Source organism: Streptomyces sp. NBC_01426 (genome assembly GCF_036231985.1).
In the GTDB taxonomy this organism is placed as follows: Bacteria; Actinomycetota; Actinomycetes; order Streptomycetales; family Streptomycetaceae; genus Streptomyces.
On record NZ_CP109500.1, the window covers coordinates 3,822,688 to 3,839,705 of the forward strand.

The window sequence follows — 17,018 nt, forward strand, 5'->3', positions numbered from 1 at the left end:
TCGATTTGATAACGACCTCCCCGATAAGGCCTGGACCTTTGCGCCGCTACACGCGTAACTCGCCTTGCTTGCACAGGAGTTGACAGTTCATCAAATCAAACCAGAAGGTAACGGTCTGATTTCTTGGGGCCAATTCCAGTTTGTCCGAATTCTCCGTACCGCCCTTCTGGCAGGCTTCCGCGCACCCACCCCCCATCATGATTTGAGGTGCGCATGACCAGACGTAGAAGGCGTGAACACCGGCGCAAGCCGCGCCGGTTCATACTCGTCACCGCCGCCATGGCCACCGCGGCGGTGATCGCGGGAGGCGTCGCCTACTCCGGACTGGGCGACAACGCCCAGGCGTCCCCGCCCGCACAGGCCGAAGCCCTCGCCGCGGAGATACCCGCGCCCGCCGCCGCACCCGCCCGGGACGCCGAGCCGGCCGTCATCAAGGACGCGCCCGCCAACGAGAACGCCCGCGGCATGATCTACGACGGTCTCAAGGCCGCGCCGAAGGGCGACCGGTGCGTCGGCGTCTACCGCACCGACGCCGGGCACTGCACCCACGGCCCCGACGCACCGCCCAAGGGCGTCGACATCAAGAAGGACATCCCGCCCGTCGTCAAGGCGAAGGCGCCCGCGGCCGACCCGGCCCGCCCCGCGTCCGACGACCCGGCCCCCGCAGAGGGAGGCAAGCGCGCCCAGGACGCGCCCGCCGCCGACGCGCAGGCGGCCACGAACACCGCCAAGGCCGCCCCGGCCCCCGCCGCCTCGGCCGCCTCCGGCCAGGCGGTCGCCGCAGGGCCCGCCGGCCAGACCGTCCAGTGCGACGGCGACGGCAGCACCGGCAACCGCGTCCAGGTCGTCTACGTACACGGCCCCGACCGCGACCGGTACTCCGAGTACGTGGCCTCGTTCCGCAAGTGGGCCGTCGACGCGGACCTCATCTACTCCACGAGCGCCAAGGAGACCGGCGGCGTCCGCCACATCCGCTACGTGACGGCCGCGGACTGCACGCCGACCGTGCTCAACATCGAGCTTCCGGCGTCCGCCCTCTCCGAGTTCAGCGCGAGCAACAAGGCGCTCGCCGGCAAGGGCCTCGACCGCCGCGACCGCAAGTACATGATCTTCGCGGACACGCAGGTCTACTGCGGCATCGGCACCTTCAACGGCGACGAGCGCCACGGCCAGGACAACCTGAGCAACTTCGGCCCCTCCTATGGCCGTACCGACTCCGGCTGCTGGGGCGGCCACACCGCCGCGCACGAGCTGGGCCACAACCTCGGCGCGGTCAACAACAGCGCCCCCAACACCAGCCGCGGCGCGCACTGCACGGACGAGTGGGACGTCATGTGCTACTCGGACACCCCGTACTACCCCACGATGCGCAACGTCTGCACCAACCAGGCGGCCGAGAACATCCTGGACTGCAACCACGACGACTACTTCCACACCAGTCCCAAGGCGGGCAGCTACCTCGCCACGCACTGGAACATCGCGGACAACCAGTTCCTGATGCGCACGGCCGGCGGCGGGGGCGGAACCGACCCGAACCCCAACCCCAAGCCGACGCCCACCCCCACCCCGAAGCCCACGCCGACCAAGAAGCCCACGGGCGGCCCCACGGTCACGGCCGGACAGATCCAGTCCGACTCCGTCGTGGTGAGCTGGCCGAAGGTGGAGGGCGCCGCCTGGTACCAGGTGCAGCTGAACGGCAAGCACCTGACCTGGACCCAGTCGCAGACCCTGCGGATCTACAACCTGAAGCCGGGCAGCGAGTACAAGATCGCCGTGTCGGTGCGGGACTCCGCCGGCCGTGACAGCGGCGCCGGCAAGACCACGACGTTCCGTACCAAGAGCACGGGCGGCGGCGCCACCACCAAGCCGAACACCCGCTACCTGCTGGGCAACGGCAGCACCGGCATGAACGCCGAACTGTGGGGCGGCCGGACCGCCGACGGGACGGTCCTCGTCGGTGGCCGGGCCAACGGCTACGCCCAGCAGCAGTGGTACTTCGACGACGCGGGCAGCGGTCTCGTCCGCATCCGCTCCGCCGTCTCCGGCAAGTGCCTCCAGCCGGGCGCCGCGGCGGCCGCCGGCATGTGGGTCGCGCAGCAGCCCTGCACGAACTCCGGCGCGCAGAAGTGGCGGGTCACCGCCCGCGGCAACGCCGTGACCGTGACGGACCCGGGCGGCGGTTTCGCCCTGACGGTCAGCAACCGCCCGTACTACGGGAACTGGCTGCTCGACCTCCAGCGCGCGGACGGCCGCGCGGCGCAGGCGTGGACGGTCCAGAAGGCCGCCTGACCCTCCTCGTGAACCCCCGGCGGACGGCCCCTCCCCACGCGGGGCCGTCCGCCGGCTCCCTCATCTCGACCCACCGCACTTCGGAGTACCGCGATGATGCGCACCAGACACGCGTTCCTGTTCCTGTTCCTGTTGCTCGCACAGGGCCTGGCCGTATCCACCGACGCGCACGCGCACGGTGACACCGTCAAGGTGGTGATCACCGGACAGCGCGAGGGGCACGTCACCACAGAGATCACCTGGGAGAACGACGGGGATCCCGTCGAAGAGGCCGTGGCCGCCACGGTGAACGCGGCCAACCCCGACGGCTCCCGCACCATGGGCCCCTGGCGACTGGTCCGCGACGCGGGCACGCCCAGCGGCTGGTCCACGACCGAGATACTGCCGCCGGGCACGTGGAAGGTCACGGTGGACGTGGGCTTCCCCGACCTGGGACACGGAGAGAGCGAGATCGCGGTTCCGGTGACCGACCCCGCCCCGTCGACCGCGCCGTCGACCGCCCCCACGACGGAGCCGAGCCCCGTCGCCTCCCCGACCCCGTCCGCGCCCACCGCCTCCACCCCGCAGATCCCGGACCCGTCCACCGCCCCGGTGGCGAAGAAGTCCGACGACACCGTCTGGTGGACCACGGCGGGCGTGGTGGTCATCGCCCTCGCCGGCGCGGCGGTCGGCATCCTCCTGCGCCGCGCGCGGGCCCGCAGGCGCTGACCCGCGCGAGCCGTTTCAGGCCTGGGAGGCGTACGACACGAAGCCTGCCCAGGCCTGCGGCGTGAGCGAGAGCCGGGGCCCGGGGATGTTCTTCGAGTCCCGGACGTGGACAGTGCCGGGGGTCGCGGCGACCTCGACGCAGGAGTCGCCTTCAGGGCCGCTGCTGTAGCTGCTCTTGAACCAGTCCAGGTCGGCCATGGCCTACCCCTTCGCGGCGTACGTGACGAAGCCCGCCCAGGCCTGCGGCTTGAATCCGAGCTGCGGACCGGAAACGCTCTTGGAATCCCGGACATGCACCGTGCCGGAGGTCGCGGCGACCTCGACGCAGGAGTCGCCCTCGCTGCCGTCGCTGTAACTGCTCTTGAACCAGTCCAGCTCGTGGATCATGTCTCTCCCAGCAAGTACTCGATGAACTCCCGGGACTCCCGTGGCGAGAGCGCCTGGGCTCGGATCATTCCATACCGCAACTCCAGGAGTTGAAGGCGTTTCGGGTCCGAGACCGGTCGTCCGTTGAAGGCTCCCTCAGAGCGTCCCACGGCCGTTCCATCCCCGAATTTCAGGACCTCGATCCCGCCGTCCATTCCGGCGTGGGCCTCGCTGGCGAGCGGCATGACCTGGAGCGTCACACAGCGGAACTCCAGCAGCTCCAAGGGACGTTCGAGCTGCTGGCGCCAGACCATTGTCCCCCCGATATGGCGCCGAAGGGTCCCCTCTTCCTGGACGAAACCGAGCGCCGGAACCGGGTTCCGCTCAAAGATCGACCACCTCGCCTCACGAGCGGCGGCAAACCTCTCCACCTCGGATTCCGAGTAAGCGGGCTGCCTCATCCGAAACAGTGCGCGGGCGTACCCAGGCGTCTGCAACAAGCCATGAATGCCGTGCACACGGTATGCACCGATCTCGACGGCATCACCCTCCATCTTGGCCAGTTCGCGGACCTTCTTCGGGTACCGGACCCGCGTCAGGTCCTCCTTCATCGCCTTGATCAGCCCGCCGGCCTCCAGCGCCTCGTCCACCCTGTCCAGGTACTCCGGCTTGGCGATCCGCTTGCCGCCCTCGACCTTGTAGATCAGGTCCTCGCCGTACCGGATCCGCGCCGCCAGCTCCGCCACCCGCACGCCCAGCGCTTCCCGCCGGGCCCGCATCTGGCGGCCGAACGCCGCGACGATGTCCGCCCCCTGTTCGTCCTCGGGGTCCACCGACCAGCTGTGCTCTTCCGTACCGTCACTGTCCACGCTCACGCGCGCCCACCTCCGACGAGCCCGAAGTTTCGCTACTCCCCGTACCCGCGCGCGCCCGCCGGACAGTCCGGACAGGCTTGGACAGGCCTCGTACAGACCTTGTACGCAAGGCCGTTACGCCTTCTCAGGCTACGCACGAGCGGCCACGCTGCGTGACATGAATCCTCAACTCGCCTTCTCCCTCCAGCTCTCCGCCACGCCCCGCGCGGCCCGGCTCGCCCGGCTGCTGACCGTCGAGCAACTCCGCTCCTGGGGTGTTCCCTTCGAGGACGCCGCGCAGCTCGTCGCGGAACTCTGCGCGAACGCGATCACGCACGGCCGGGTCCCGGGGAGGGACTTTCGGCTGGACATCAGCGTCGACGCGTCCCGGGCCGTACGGATCGAGGTGGCGGACCCACGCGGCGACGTGCCGATCGGCGAACCGCGCTGCGGGCTGACGATCGTCGAGGCGCTCTCGGACCGCTGGGGGAGCACTCCCGGGCCCGCTCCGAGGAAGGTGGTATGGGCCGAACTGAAGTGCTGAAGAACGCGCTTGATGCTGGTCGGACCGGGTCGCGGCCGGCCGGGACCCGGTGGCCCGCGATGCTTCTTTTCCTGCTTCGCAGTACCAGGGGAAAGAACCTGCCCTACCCCTCCAGCCTCCCGCCGAGGCGCCCTCACTCACACGAGTGAATGGCCTCAACTAGGCCGGCAAGAGCGCCCGTTGCCTGGCATATGCTCGGCCCCGACAACTCCAGACACAGGACGGCCCCCGGCCGGGACGGCAATCCCGATCGAGGGCCTGACCACGAGAAGGCACAACTTCCCGATGGCTTACCACGAGAAGGCACAACTTCCCGATGGCTTTCCAGCACCCTAGCGCCCCCTCGCGCGCGGCGTACGGCGTTCAGCACTGCACCGTGCGTCTCACCCGTGGCTACACGGTCGTCAGCAACGACCTCGCCCAGCACCCGACGCTGTCGATGGAAGCCCGAGGCATCGGCGTGTACATCCAGTCGCTGCCCGGAGACACCCAGGTCGGCATCAAGGTCCTGGTCGGCAAGTTGCCGCTGGGCGAGGTGTGCATCGCCTCGGCCCTGCGCGAGCTGGAGCGGCACGGTTTCCTGGGGCGCACCAAGGAACGCCTCCCGAACGGGCGCATCGTCACCCGTACGGTGTGGCGCAACCACCCCGGCGCGGCCGCCCTCGCGCCCGCCGTCCCGGAAACCCCGCCGCCGCCCCGGCGCGTACCCCCGCCGGAGCCCGTGCCCACCCCGGAGCCCGTGCCCACCCCGGAGCCCGTGCCCACCCCGGAGCCCGTGCCCACCCCGGAGCCCGTGCCCACCCCGGAGCCCGAGACCGCGCCCGAGGAGCCCGAGACCGCGCCCACGACCCCGGTCGAGGCCCCGTCCGAGGCCCCGGCCCCCGCCCGCGCACCCGCAGCCGCCGCACCCGCACCCGCACCCGCACCCGCACCCGCACCCGCGGTGACGCTGCCCGCCCCCGTCAACCCGGACAACCCGGCCCGCCGCCGACTCGCCGTCGAACTCCTCGCGGAACTGCGCCGCGCCGACGCCCGCCTGCTCCTCGGCGAGCAGGACGTCCGGCGCCTGGCGGGCGCCGTCGAAGCCTGGCTGGAACGCGGCGCGACCCACCAGGCGATCACCGCCGCCCTGTGCGCGAACCTCCCCGAGCGCCCCCGCAGCCCCGCCGGCCTGGTCGCGCACCGCCTCACCGTGCAGCTCCCGCCCCGGTTGGCCGCCCTCCCCCACCGCACGGCCTTCGTCCCGCCCGACCCCTTCACCACCTGCGAGACATGCGACCGGGCCTTCCGCAGCCCCACCCGAGGCGGCCACTGCAAGGACTGCGCGAAGGACGAGAACGGCGAAGCCCGCGCCGCCGGACCCTGCGGGCCGACCCGGCCACGCCCCCCTCACCGTAAGATCGTTTGCGTCCCGAACCTCCCGTTCCGGGACGTGAGTTCCGATCGCAGCGAAGGACCGCCCGTGGACGACGCACCCCCGACGACCCTTGAGGACACGCGTTTCGGCGCGATCACCGTCCGCCTCGAAGGCCAGGAACGCGTCGAGATCGACGGTCCGGGAATCCCCCCGGTCTCCCTGGTCCGCGCCCCCGGCTCCGAGGCGGACCCGCAGATCCGCATAGGCACCCGCGACCCGGAACACCTCACCCTGACCATCGACGGCCGGACCAGCCCGCTGCTCCCGGCGAAGGGCCGCCTGACCAGGAGTTCGTACCGCGTCGAGGTCGAGCACGAGGGCGCGCGCTACGTCCTCGTCCCGGACTCCGTCCCCGGCAGTCGCCTCACCCGCGACGGCACGCACCTCGGGGACTTCACCGCCGACGGCGACGCGCTCGTCATCGCCGAGTGGCAGGAGCACGTGGACCTCCGGCCCCTGGACGCCTCCGTCGGCTACGCCCTGGCCGCGGCCTTCGGCACGGGCGCCCAACCGATGTGGATGATGATCGTGGACGGCGTGTCGTCCGCCCTCCCGTAAGAACGGCCACCGCGGAACGGGGCCCCGGACCCGGAGCCCCGCCGCGCACCTCCACCGGTCGAACCGCGACCGGTCGAACCGCGACTAGTCGAACTTCGGCATCTCGCCCGTCGTCTTCGACATGTCGATCACCGCGAACGCCGCACCCTGCGGGTCCGCCACCGCCGCGAACCGCCCGAACGGGCTGTCCATCGGCCCGAAGTGCAACTTCCCGCCGTGCTTCTTGGTCTTGGCGACCGCCTCGTCGCAGTCGTCGACACCGAAGTAGACCTGGACGTACGAGGGGATCTCCGGCGGGAAGTCGGTCCCCATGTTCATCCGGCCCAGCACCGGGTTCTCCTTGCCGCCCAGACTGAAGACCTTGAAGTCCATGCCGGCCATCTCCGGGTCGTCCCCCGCGTCCATCTGCTGCTCGCCGTACGGGAAGACCTTCGGGAGGAACGCGTCGGCCTTCGCCACGTCCCGGCTGAAGACCTCCGCCCACGCGTACGAGCCCGCCTCGCCCATCCGCTCGAAGCCCTTGTGCTCGCCCGGCTGCCAGACCCCGAACACCGCGCCGCTCGGCTCCTTCGCGATGGCCATCGTCCCGAAGGAGCCGACCTGCATCGGCTCCATCAGCAGCTCGCCGCCCGCCTCCGTGATCTTCTCCGCCGTCGCCGCCGCGTTCGACGAGGCGAGGTACAGACACCACTGCGAGGGAGCGTCGGCCCCCGGCATCGGCGGGACGACGGCCGCCACGGCCTTCCCGTCCTTGTAGGCCTGCGTGTAGTTGCCGTACTCGCTGCTCGCATCGCCGAAGGTCCAGCCCAGCACGTCGGCGTAGAAGCTCTTCGCGCCCTCCACATCGGTGAACATCGCGTCCACCCAGCAGGGAGCGCCTTCCGGGAACTCAGTCATGATCGATCGACTCCTGTGTCGGTACGACTGTCGTGTACGACGTGACCCGTCTCGGTTCACACGCTAGGCCGCCGGTGTGCCGCCCGCGCGGGGAAGGCGCGCACGGGGGAGTCTGGAGTCATGGACAAGGAGATCACCATCCGGCTGGCCCAGCAGCCGGAGGCGGACGCCCTGCTCGGCCGCAGCCCGCTCGCCGCGCTGGTCGGAATGCTGCTCGACCAGCAGGTCCCGATGGAATGGGCGTTCTCGGGCCCCCACACGATCGCGCGCCGCCTCGACGCGGACGACCTCGACGCGCACGTGATCGCCGCGTACGACCCGGAGGCCTTCGCGGCCCTGCTCAGCGAGAAGCCGGCCGTGCACCGCTACCCGGGATCCATGGCGAAGCGGATCCAGCAGCTCTGCGCGTACCTGGTGGAGCACTACGACGGGGACGCCGAGGCCGTCTGGCGGGACGCGACGACCGGCGACGAGCTGCTCGCGCGCCTCAAGGAGCTGCCCGGCTTCGGGGAACAGAAGGCCCAGATCTTCCTGGCCCTGCTCGGCAAGCGCTTCGGCGTCCGGCCCAAGGGCTGGCGGGAGGCGGCCGGCGGATACGGCCCGGCGAACATCCACCGCTCTGCGGCGGACATCACCGGACCGGAGTCACTGGCCAAGGTGCGGGCGTACAAGCAGGAGCACAAGGCCGCCGCGAAGGCGGCGAAGGCGAAGAACCCGCCGGCGGGCTGACGGACCCGCCGAGCGGCACGAAAAAACGGCTCGGCCGCTGTCAGAGCCCCCACCTATGATCATGATCATGACTGAGAACCTCACCCGCGCCGCCGCTGCCGAGACCATCACCGACGGCCCGGGCAGCGTCATCACGCTCCTCACCGACACCCCCGAACTCACCTGCAACACCGCGAGTTTCGAGGTCGGCGCCGCCGGCGCCCCGGTGCACTTCCACACCAAGGCCACCGAGTTCTTCCACGTCACCGACGGCCTGCTCGACGTCCTCGTCGGCGACGAGATCCACACCCTCGGCAAGGGCGACTTCATCAGCATCCCGGCCGGCGTGAAGCACGCCTTCGCCCCGGCCGCCGGCCGGACCGCCGAGGTGCTCGTCGGCTTCACCCCCGGCATGGCGCGCTTCGACTACTACCGGCTGCTCGGCCGGGTCCGCGCCGGCGAGGCCACCGTGCAGGACATCATCGACAGCCAGCCGGTGTACGACAACCACTACGCCGAGAGCGAGGCCTGGGCCGGTCGCCCGCGCAGCGCCGACGCGTAGACCTCGTCGGCGTCGAGCCGCCGCAGCTCCTCCGCGATCAGCTCGGAGAGGCCGCGGACCTTGAGCGCCACCTTGCGGTCAGGCCACCCCGGCAGGATCAGACTCGCCAGCACACCCGCGGGCCGGTCCACCCGTATCTCACCCGCACTGGTCTCCAGCACGACACGGGTGATGACCGGCCCGTCCGTGACCACCCGGCGCACCGGCACCCGCAGCCGGCCCTCCAGCCAGCGGGCCAGCAGCTCGGCGCTCGCGTTGTCCGCCTCGCTCTCCACCGCCGCGCCCGTCACCGGCAGCGGCTTCTGGTCCAGGGCGGCGGCCAACAGCGAGCGCCACGGCGTCAGCCGGGTCCAGGCCAGATCCGTGTCTCCGGGGGCGTAGACCCGCGCGCGCTCGTCCAGGACGGCGACCGGGTCCAGCGCCGCCTGGGCGTCGGTGATCCTGCGCTGGGCCAGCGCGCCCAGCGGGTCCCGGGCCGGGTCGGCGGGCGCGTCGGCCGGCCACCAGGCCACCACCGGCGCGTCCGGCACCAGCAGCGGCAGGACGACCGAGCCGGCCTGGTCGGTGAGTTCCCCGTGCAGCCGGAGCAGCACGATCTCCCCCGAACCGGCGTCCGTGCCGACCCTCAGCTCGGCGTCGAGACGGCTCTGCGGGAGCTTGCGGGGCCCGCGCGTGCTCCGCTTGATCACCGCGATGATGCGGCACGGGTGCTCGCGGGAGGCCTCGGAGGCCGCGCGTACCGCGTCGTAGGCGTTCTCCTCGTCGGTGACCACGACGAGCGTCAGCACCAGCCCCATCGCGGGACTGCCGACGGCTCGCCGGGCTTCGAGCAGAGCCCGGTCGATCTTGCTGGACGTGGTGTCGGTGAGTTCGGTCCGCATGCCCCGAGTCTGTCAGCGCCCGCCAAGCGTCCCGCAACCGGTTCGCTGGAATACGCCTCGACTCGCCTCGACTCCCCCACCGGGCCCCGGCTACTTGCGCCGACGGGCCGTGCCGAAGAGGGACCGGGAGATCTCGCGGCCCAGTTGGGTGCCGATGGAGCGGGCCAGCGAGCGGAACATGCCGCTGCCCACGACCTGTTGGGCCAGCGAGGGATCGGGCTTGGGGGCGCTGCGGGCCGCCTTCTCCGCCTGCTTGGCCTCCTTCTCCGCCTCCGCCGCCGCGGCGGCCGCCTCCGCCTCGGCCTCGGCGGCCGCCTGCTCGGCACTGATCTTCTCGTACGCCGACTCGCGGTCGATCGGCTCCGCGTAGCGGGAGTAGAGCAGCGAGGCCTTCACGGCCCCCTCCAGGGTCGCCGCGTCCACGGGCCCCATCAGCGACTGCGGGGCGCGCAACCGGGTCGCCGCGACGGGAGTGGGGGCGCCGTTCTCGCTGAGCACGGTGATCACCGCCTCGCCGGTGCCCAGACCGGTGAGGAGTTCCTCCAGGTCGTAGGGGGAGTTCGGGAAGGTCTTCACCGTCGCCTTGAGCGCCTTGGCGTCGTCCGGGGTGAAGGCGCGCAAGGCGTGCTGCACCCGGTTGCCGAGCTGCGCCAACACGTCGGCCGGCACGTCCTTCGGCGTCTGGGTCACGAAGAAGACGCCGATGCCCTTCGAGCGGATGAGCCGCACGGTCTGGGTGATGGACTCCAGGAAGGCCTTGGAGGCGCCGTTGAAGAGCAGGTGCGCCTCGTCGAAGAAGAAGACGAGTTTCGGCCGATCGAGATCGCCGACTTCCGGCAGGTCGGTGTACAGATCGGCGAGCAGCCACATCAGGAAGGTGGAGAACAGCTGCGGTTTGTCCTGGACCGCCGGGAGTTCCAGCACCGAGACCAGACCGCGCCCGTCGGCCGCCGTCCGGAGGAATTCCGAGGTGTCGAATTCGGGTTCTCCGAAGAACTCGGACGCACCCTGCTGTTCGAATGCGGTGAGGGCCCGGAGAATCACCCCGGCGGTGACCGTGGAAAGTCCGCCGATGCCCTTGAGCTCGGCTTTCCCCTTGTCGGACACGAGGAAGGCCACCACGGCCCGCAGGTCCTTCAGGTCGATCAGTTCCAGACCCTTGGAATCGGCGTAGTGGAAGATCAGCCCCAATGACTGCTCCTGGGTCTGATTGAGCTGGAGCACCTTCGACAGGAGCACCGGACCGAAAGCGGTCACCGTGGCCCGCACCGGGATGCCGGTGCCGATGCCGCCCAGGGAATAGAACTCGGCGGGGCAGGCCGTGGCCGACCAGTCCTGGGCCACGTCCGCGGCGCGCTCGCGGACCTTCTCGTTGTCCGCGCCGGGCGCCGAGATGCCGGAGACGTCGCCCTTGATGTCGGCGAGGAACACCGGCACGCCGTTCGCCGACAACTGCTCGGCGATCAGCTGGAGGGTCTTCGTCTTCCCGGTGCCGGTGGCCCCCGCGACCAGCCCGTGCCGGTTCAGCATCGACAGCGGAACACGGATCTGGTGGTCCGCCAGACACCGCCCGTCCCACAGCAGGGCACCCAGGTCCAGCACGGGTCCGGTGAAGGCGTACCCGGCGGCGATCCGGTCGGCCGGAGACGCGGGGTCGGTGCTCTCGCTCATGCTTCACTCCCGAAATAGCCCTGCCTGTCACCTTTGCACCCACGCAGCGAGGCTGCGCCCGCAGGCACCGGCCCGGTAGGCTTTCCGTGTGATCTTCAAGCGCATCGGAAGCGGCCGGCCGTACCCCGACCACGGCAGGGAAACCACCCGGCAGTGGGCGGACGTCGCCCCGCGCCCGGTCCGGCTCGACCAGCTCGTGACCACCAAGGGGCAGCTCGACCTCGAAACGCTGCTCGCCGAGGACTCCACGTTCTACGGCGACCTCTTCGCGCACGTCGTGAAGTGGCAGGGCGACCTGTACCTGGAGGACGGGCTGCACCGCGCCGTGCGCGCGGCGCTCCAGCAGCGCCAAGTGCTGCATGCACGCGTCCTTGAGATGGACTGATTGCGCCTTTCGGGTCTGCCTTACCCGATCAACAGATCATTTAGTAGGCATCGTTCCGGTACGGCACTACGCTGCGCCCATGAGCATGCTCACACCCCCCGGCATGGGCGGAAAGTACCGCGTAACGGGAGCTGCCTACCCCCGCATGAGCCGACCCCGGCGACGCCGCCGGATCGTGTTCGCCCTGCTCGGATCCGTCCTCGCACTGGCCCTGCTCGGCTACGGGGCTTTGCAGCTCATCGACGTGTTCCGAGGCAACGGCGGCAAGAAGACGGTCGCGGCGGGCAAGGACTGTCCGACCGGCTCCCCGAGCAAGGCCGGACCGGCCTCGGCCGTCTCCGCGCGCCCCGCGTCCCCGGCCGCCGCGGTCACCCTCCCCAAGCCCGCAGAGATCACGGTCAACGTCTACAACGCGACCCCGCGCGCGGGCCTCGCCAAACTGGTCGGCGACGAGCTGAAGAAACGCGGCTTCACCGTCGGCCAGGTCGGCAACGCGCCCGCCGACTTCGACAAGAAGGTCCCCGGCATCGGCATACTGCTGGGCGCCCCCACCACCGACAAGGCCGCGTACTCCGTGCTCGGCACCCAGCTGGCCGGTGTCACCCTGCAGAACGACACCCGCGAGGGCAAGGACATCGACCTGATCCTCGGCAACGCCTTCAAGGAACTGAACACGAAGGCGGACGCGGACAAGGCGCTGGCCACCCTGGCCCACCCCGTACCCGCGCCCGCCAAGACGTGCTGATCCGCCGGGCCCACCCGGCGGAGCCGACTGCGCCCTGTTCGGCGGAGCCGGCTGCGCCCTATTCGGCGGAGCCGTACATGCGGTCGCCCGCGTCGCCGAGGCCCGGCACGATGTAACCGTTCTCGTTGAGCCGCTCGTCCACGGCGGCCGTCACCACCGTCACCGGCGTGCCCGCAAGCTCGCGTTCCATGATCTCGACGCCCTCGGGCGCGGCCAGCAACACCACGGCGGTCACGTCGTCGGCGCCGCGCTTGATGAGCTCCCGGATCGCCGCGACCAGCGTGCCGCCGGTGGCCAGCATCGGGTCGACCACGTACACCTGACGGCCGGAGAGGTCCTCCGGCATGCGCGTCGCGTACGTGGAGGCCTCCAGGGTCTCCTCGTTGCGGACCATGCCCAGGAAGCCCACCTCGGCGGTCGGCAGCAGCCGCACCATGCCGTCCAGCATGCCGAGACCGGCGCGCAGGATCGGCACGACCAGCGGACGCGGGTGCGACAGCTTGACGCCGGTGGTCGGGCCGACCGGGGTCTCGATGTCGGCCTGCTCGGTCCGCACGTCGCGCGTGGCCTCGTACGCGAGGAGGGTCACCAGCTCGTCGGCGAGCCGACGGAAGGTGGGGGAGTCGGTGCGCTTGTCGCGCAGGGTGGTGAGCTTGTGCGCGACCAACGGGTGATCGACGACCTGCAAACGCACAACATCCTCCAAGACTCAGCTGCCGCCAGCTGCCGGGTTTCGACCTGCGACCTGCGAAAACGGCCGCGGTGTGCGACCCACACCCAAAAGGCTACGCGGTGACACGACCCCTCCGCGTCCGAAGCCGCCCGCGGACCCGCGACGCGCGGAGATGCGGCCCGCCCGCACGCCCAGCACCCTTGGTTGATGAGCACCTCCCTCGTCATCGCGGCCGTGGACGGATCGGAACACAGTCTCAAGGCGCTGGAGTGGGCCCGGACCGCCGCGCTCCTGCACGGCGGCGGGCTCATGGTCGCGCACGTCCTGCCCGACAGCGCCCAGTTGTACGCGGGCCGGCGCTCCTCCCTGCACTCCGCTTCCGAGCCGGAGGAGTACACCGACCCGGTGAGCGAGCACGTACGGGACCTCCTCGCACGCGCCCCCGAACTGCCCGCCGAGGTCCGCTACGAGGCCCTGGAGGGGTCCGTCCCCGAGGCGCTGCGGGTCATCGGCGCCGAGGCCGACCCCCGGATGCTCGTGATGGGATCCCGGGGACGCGGCGGTTTCGCCGCCCTGCTGCTCGGCTCCAACAGCCGCGCCGTCGCCTCCACCACGACCTGCCCGGTGGTCGTGGTCCCGCACGCCGGACGCGTCGTGGAGGCGTCCGGGGAGGAATCGGCCGGGCGGGTGGTGGTCGGGCTGCACGCGGCCGAGACCCCCGACGACGTACTGGCCTTCGCCTTCGAGGAAGCCGCCGTGCGGGGGACCGCCGTCCAGGTGGTCTCCGCGTACGCCGTCCCGCCCTCGACGATGATCGGCGTCGACAGCCCCTTCGCCGTGATCCCGCCGGAGGGCCTGGCGGACGGCGGCGACGGGGTGCCGGCCGAGCGGGAGATGCTCCGCTCCCAGACGGAACGACTGGCCCCGTTCCGGGTCCGCCACCCGCACGTGCCCGTCGAGCAGGCCGCCGTGCCCGGCGAGGCGGCGGGCCGACTCGTCACCGCGTCCCGCTCGGCCGCGCTCGTCGTGGTCGGCCGCCACCACCCCACGCGGAACGTGGGCCCGCTCATGATCGGCTCCGTCGCGCACGCCGTGCTCCACCACGCGCACGGCCCGGTCGCGGTGGTGCCGACGCGGACGGAAGACGCCTGAGCTGCGAGAACCCTTGCGCGGGGGTGGCATCAATCGGGCGGTCCGGGGGAAGGTGGGTTCGGGGGGCGAGGACGACCGGACCAGCAGCCGGGGTGATGGCCCATGCCAGAAACAGAGCCGAGCGTGGAGAGCGGAGAGGCGGAAACGGCGGCGCAGCGCAGAGCGCGGCGTGCCCAGTTCCTGCGGGACCTGAACGAGGCCCGTGAACTGCGCGACCGCGTCCAACCGCGGCGCGCCCGCGCCGCCCGCATGCGCCAACAGATGCGGATGCGTACCTTCCGCTGGTGATCCGCCCCGACTCTCCTCGGTTCCGCCCGGCTTGACCGGTGAACCGCCCGGTGAACCACCCGGCTTGCCTGGTGAACCGCCCGGCTTCCGGGGCCGTTCGGCCCCGTCGGAGTTTGAGCCGCGCGGCCCCGGGGCAACGCCCCTCGGGGGAATGGCGCCTCGGCCGGCGCGGGCCCCTTCGACCCGTCCACCCGGCGGCGGCGCCCCGGCGCGACACGGCGGAAGACCTCTCGCAAAGCCGCTGTTTCTGCCACGATGCCGATTGGGCGGGGCACGAACCGGTGAGCAGCACGACCGTTTCACCCCATCCTCCGGCCGGGGGGACCTCCAACCGGCACGCCTATGACCAGTGGGAGAGTCACGGTGTATTTCGCCGCACTGCTCGCGCGCACCGAAGATGGGTGGGAAGCGAGCGACCTGGAACTCGACGACGTCGAGTCCCTGACCGATCTGATCGATCTCGCCCGTTCCGCCGCCGTCGACGACGAGCCGGTGGTCGCCCTCATCGAGCAGGAGGACGCCTGGTTCGGCGTCATGCGCCTGGACGGCGAGGAAGACCCTCGGTACTTCGTGTCCAACGCCTCCGTAGCGAGCCGCAGCTCCTACGGCTCGATGCTGACCAAAGAGCTGCTGGGCAGCGACGAGGAGGACGACGAACTCGACGAACTCGACCTGGACGGCACCGAGGACGGCGAGGAGGAGACCGTCTCCGCCTTCGCCGACGAGGACGAGGCCACCGACTCCCCGCTCGGGACCGGCGCCGAGCCGTTGCCGGCCGGCCCGTTCGGTGACCTCGGCCTGCTCAACGACCTCGGCGTCAGCCCCAAGCAACTGACCGCCCTGGAGGGCGACGCCCTCTCGGCGATCGCCGAATCCCTCGGCGCCACCGAGGTCCTGGAGGCCGTCCGCTAGTGATCGACGAGCACGACGCGCACCACCCCGGCCCCGACCCCGTACGGGACCCCTGGCGGGACTCCATGCGCCTGGCGCTCCGGGAGGCCGCCCTGGCGGTGCCGGCCGGCGACGTGCCGGTCGGCGCCGTCGTGCTGGGCCCGGCGGGCGAGGTCCTGTCCACCGGGCACAACGAACGCGAGGCCGCCGGCGACCCCACGGCGCACGCCGAGGTGCTGGCGCTGCGCCGTGCGGCGGCCGCCCTCGGGGAATGGCGACTCCCGGGATGCACCCTCGTGGTCACCCTGGAGCCGTGCGTGATGTGCGCGGGCGCCCTCGTGCAGTCCCGGGTGGCCCGGGTCGTCTACGGCGCGGACGACGAGAAGGCCGGCGCCGCGGGATCGTTGTGGGACCTCGTACGGGACCGCCGGCTCAACCACCGGCCGGAGGTGGTCCGCGGGGTGCTCGCGGACGAGTGCGCCCGGCAGCTGAAGGACTTCTTCCGCGACCTGTGACCGCTGTGACGAGGGTCGCCCCGACACGGATTTCAGAGCACGGCGCACTTTGGGCTAAGCTCTCTCTCGGTAGCGTGTCCGAGCGGCCGAAGGAGCACGCCTCGAAAGCGTGTGATGGTGCAAGCTATCCGTGGGTTCAAATCCCACCGCTACCGCTCTGATCGAGAGCCCCGCCCCGCAAGGGTCGGGGCTCTCGGCTTTTCCCGGGACGCTCGGCGTTTCCGGGAGTCTCGGTGCTTCCGGGGCCCTCACGGCGTGCGGGACTCTCGGCGCTTCCGGGGCTCTCCGGGGGACAGGCGCGTGACCGGCCGCCCCCTCGACCGTTGTCACGGCATGACCAAGACCCAGCGCATCCTCGCCGCCTTCGCCCTCGCGGGGGCCGCCGCGGGCCTCGCCGCTCCCGCCGCCTCCGCCGCGCCGATCGCCCCGCTCACCCTCCCGGACCTGCCGACGGCGGCCCCGGGCATGCCGCGCGGGGCGACGCCCGGATCCGTGAAGGAGATCGGCGCCAAGCTCAACGACCTGAACCAGCTCAACCGGCTGATGGACCTCCCCAACGACCTCGCACCCGTGATCGCGCCCGTACAGCCCATCACCGACCTCGCCGGCGGTATCGAATAGCCGCACCGGATTCGAACCGTCGGCTCGAACAGTCCGGCGGGCAGATCACGCGGTCCGGCGAGCGGCCCGCGAGCGGTCCGCCCACGCTCCGGAGCACGGGGCCGCACACGAAGAAGGCCCCGACCGGGGGTCGGGACCTTCGACGTCGGGACGGGGGAAGCGGCATCGGGGGGACAAGCCACTCCCCCCGATGAGGACGGAACCTGCCAGTCCGTGCCGCGGTACAGGGGGAAGCCCGCGACTCGGACCCCGCAGTGAGGCCCTGTCCCTGGCTCACCGATTTCCTGCCAGAA

At 71.2% G+C, this 17,018-nt stretch carries 20 protein-coding genes and 1 tRNA gene; 14 read left to right on the plus strand and 7 right to left on the minus strand.

The window, feature by feature from the left end; genetic code table 11:
* The first annotated feature begins 213 nt into the window (after positions 1 to 213).
* Together OG906_RS16865 and OG906_RS16870 are read left to right on the plus strand one after the other, a co-directional pair.
* Positions 214 to 2,289, plus strand: a complete 2,076-nt coding sequence (locus OG906_RS16865) for an RICIN domain-containing protein (protein WP_329443703.1) — start codon at positions 214 to 216, stop codon at positions 2,287 to 2,289.
* A 93-nt stretch (positions 2,290 to 2,382) separates the two neighbouring features.
* Positions 2,383 to 2,997: a hypothetical protein gene (locus tag OG906_RS16870; RefSeq protein ID WP_329443705.1), complete on the plus strand. Its 615-nt coding sequence runs from the start codon at positions 2,383 to 2,385 to the stop codon at positions 2,995 to 2,997.
* A gap of 15 nt (positions 2,998 to 3,012) precedes the next feature.
* Here OG906_RS16870 and OG906_RS16875 read toward each other — a convergent pair whose 3' ends face one another.
* From OG906_RS16875 to OG906_RS16885, 3 genes are read right to left on the minus strand one after another with little or no spacing between them, the layout of a single operon-like run.
* Complete coding sequence (locus OG906_RS16875; protein WP_329443707.1) at positions 3,013 to 3,195, minus strand: DUF397 domain-containing protein; 183 nt, start codon at positions 3,193 to 3,195, stop codon at positions 3,013 to 3,015.
* A gap of 3 nt (positions 3,196 to 3,198) precedes the next feature.
* The gene (locus OG906_RS16880) at positions 3,199 to 3,384 is read right to left on the minus strand and encodes a DUF397 domain-containing protein (RefSeq protein ID WP_329443709.1); all 186 of its coding nucleotides are present in this window, start codon (positions 3,382 to 3,384) and stop codon (positions 3,199 to 3,201) included.
* Positions 3,381 to 4,238 carry a helix-turn-helix domain-containing protein gene (locus tag OG906_RS16885; RefSeq protein WP_329443710.1) on the minus strand — a complete coding sequence of 286 codons (858 nt, stop codon included), beginning with the start codon at positions 4,236 to 4,238 and terminating at the stop codon, positions 3,381 to 3,383. Before OG906_RS16885 ends, OG906_RS16880 begins: the two co-directional genes overlap by 4 nt.
* A gap of 157 nt (positions 4,239 to 4,395) precedes the next feature.
* Here OG906_RS16885 and OG906_RS16890 point away from each other — a divergent pair, with 157 nt between their 5' ends.
* Both OG906_RS16890 and OG906_RS16895 read left to right on the plus strand, forming a co-directional pair.
* Positions 4,396 to 4,761, plus strand: a complete 366-nt coding sequence (locus OG906_RS16890; protein WP_329443712.1) for an ATP-binding protein — start codon at positions 4,396 to 4,398, stop codon at positions 4,759 to 4,761.
* A 376-nt stretch (positions 4,762 to 5,137) separates the two neighbouring features.
* Positions 5,138 to 6,736 carry a hypothetical protein gene (locus tag OG906_RS16895; RefSeq protein WP_329443714.1) on the plus strand — a complete coding sequence of 533 codons (1,599 nt, stop codon included), beginning with the start codon at positions 5,138 to 5,140 and terminating at the stop codon, positions 6,734 to 6,736.
* Positions 6,737 to 6,820: 84 nt separating this feature from the next.
* Here the strand turns inward: OG906_RS16895 and OG906_RS16900 are convergent, their stop codons facing one another.
* Entirely contained in the window at positions 6,821 to 7,633 is an 813-nt protein-coding gene (locus OG906_RS16900; RefSeq protein ID WP_053684153.1) for a VOC family protein, read from the minus strand.
* Positions 7,634 to 7,753: 120 nt separating this feature from the next.
* On the opposite strand from OG906_RS16900, the gene OG906_RS16905 reads away from it, so the two are divergent.
* Both OG906_RS16905 and OG906_RS16910 read left to right on the plus strand, forming a co-directional pair.
* Entirely contained in the window at positions 7,754 to 8,362 is a 609-nt protein-coding gene (locus OG906_RS16905; RefSeq protein ID WP_329443717.1) for an HhH-GPD-type base excision DNA repair protein, read from the plus strand.
* Between the two features lie 67 nt (positions 8,363 to 8,429).
* Positions 8,430 to 8,903, plus strand: coding sequence for a cupin domain-containing protein (locus tag OG906_RS16910; protein WP_329443720.1), 474 nt, complete (start codon positions 8,430 to 8,432; stop codon positions 8,901 to 8,903).
* Here OG906_RS16910 and opcA read toward each other — a convergent pair.
* On the minus strand, positions 8,852 to 9,784 hold the full coding sequence (gene opcA / locus OG906_RS16915) for a glucose-6-phosphate dehydrogenase assembly protein OpcA (protein WP_329443722.1): 933 nt from the start codon (positions 9,782 to 9,784) through the stop codon (positions 8,852 to 8,854). The genes OG906_RS16910 and opcA overlap by 52 nt on opposite strands.
* Positions 9,785 to 9,874: 90 nt before the next feature.
* On the minus strand, positions 9,875 to 11,455 hold the full coding sequence (locus tag OG906_RS16920) for a helicase HerA-like domain-containing protein (protein ID WP_329443724.1): 1,581 nt from the start codon (positions 11,453 to 11,455) through the stop codon (positions 9,875 to 9,877).
* An 88-nt stretch (positions 11,456 to 11,543) separates the two neighbouring features.
* On the opposite strand from OG906_RS16920, the gene OG906_RS16925 reads away from it, so the two are divergent.
* Together OG906_RS16925 and OG906_RS16930 are read left to right on the plus strand one after the other, a co-directional pair.
* Positions 11,544 to 11,840 (plus strand): type II toxin-antitoxin system VapB family antitoxin, encoded by a 297-nt coding sequence (locus OG906_RS16925; protein WP_008740979.1) that lies wholly within the window; start codon positions 11,544 to 11,546, stop codon positions 11,838 to 11,840.
* Between the two features lie 79 nt (positions 11,841 to 11,919).
* Positions 11,920 to 12,585 carry a LytR C-terminal domain-containing protein gene (locus OG906_RS16930; RefSeq protein WP_267803497.1) on the plus strand — a complete coding sequence of 222 codons (666 nt, stop codon included), beginning with the start codon at positions 11,920 to 11,922 and terminating at the stop codon, positions 12,583 to 12,585.
* A 58-nt stretch (positions 12,586 to 12,643) separates the two neighbouring features.
* Here OG906_RS16930 and upp read toward each other — a convergent pair whose 3' ends face one another.
* Positions 12,644 to 13,279 carry a uracil phosphoribosyltransferase gene (gene upp, locus OG906_RS16935; RefSeq protein WP_053684141.1) on the minus strand — a complete coding sequence of 212 codons (636 nt, stop codon included), beginning with the start codon at positions 13,277 to 13,279 and terminating at the stop codon, positions 12,644 to 12,646.
* Positions 13,280 to 13,465: 186 nt separating this feature from the next.
* Here upp and OG906_RS16940 point away from each other — a divergent pair, with 186 nt between their 5' ends.
* From OG906_RS16940 to OG906_RS16965, 6 genes are all read left to right on the plus strand, one after another.
* Entirely contained in the window at positions 13,466 to 14,410 is a 945-nt protein-coding gene (locus tag OG906_RS16940; protein ID WP_329443728.1) for a universal stress protein, read from the plus strand.
* Positions 14,411 to 14,512: 102 nt separating this feature from the next.
* Entirely contained in the window at positions 14,513 to 14,698 is a 186-nt protein-coding gene (locus tag OG906_RS16945; RefSeq protein ID WP_267803495.1) for a hypothetical protein, read from the plus strand.
* Positions 14,699 to 15,061: 363 nt separating this feature from the next.
* Entirely contained in the window at positions 15,062 to 15,610 is a 549-nt protein-coding gene (locus OG906_RS16950; RefSeq protein WP_329443730.1) for a tRNA adenosine deaminase-associated protein, read from the plus strand.
* A 65-nt stretch (positions 15,611 to 15,675) separates the two neighbouring features.
* Positions 15,676 to 16,104: a tRNA adenosine(34) deaminase TadA gene (tadA, locus tag OG906_RS16955; protein WP_053684189.1), complete on the plus strand. Its 429-nt coding sequence runs from the start codon at positions 15,676 to 15,678 to the stop codon at positions 16,102 to 16,104.
* A gap of 68 nt (positions 16,105 to 16,172) precedes the next feature.
* A tRNA-Ser gene (locus OG906_RS16960) sits at positions 16,173 to 16,259 on the plus strand.
* A 178-nt stretch (positions 16,260 to 16,437) separates the two neighbouring features.
* Positions 16,438 to 16,725: a hypothetical protein gene (locus OG906_RS16965; protein WP_159041626.1), complete on the plus strand. Its 288-nt coding sequence runs from the start codon at positions 16,438 to 16,440 to the stop codon at positions 16,723 to 16,725.
* Positions 16,726 to 17,018: the final 293 nt, after the last annotated feature.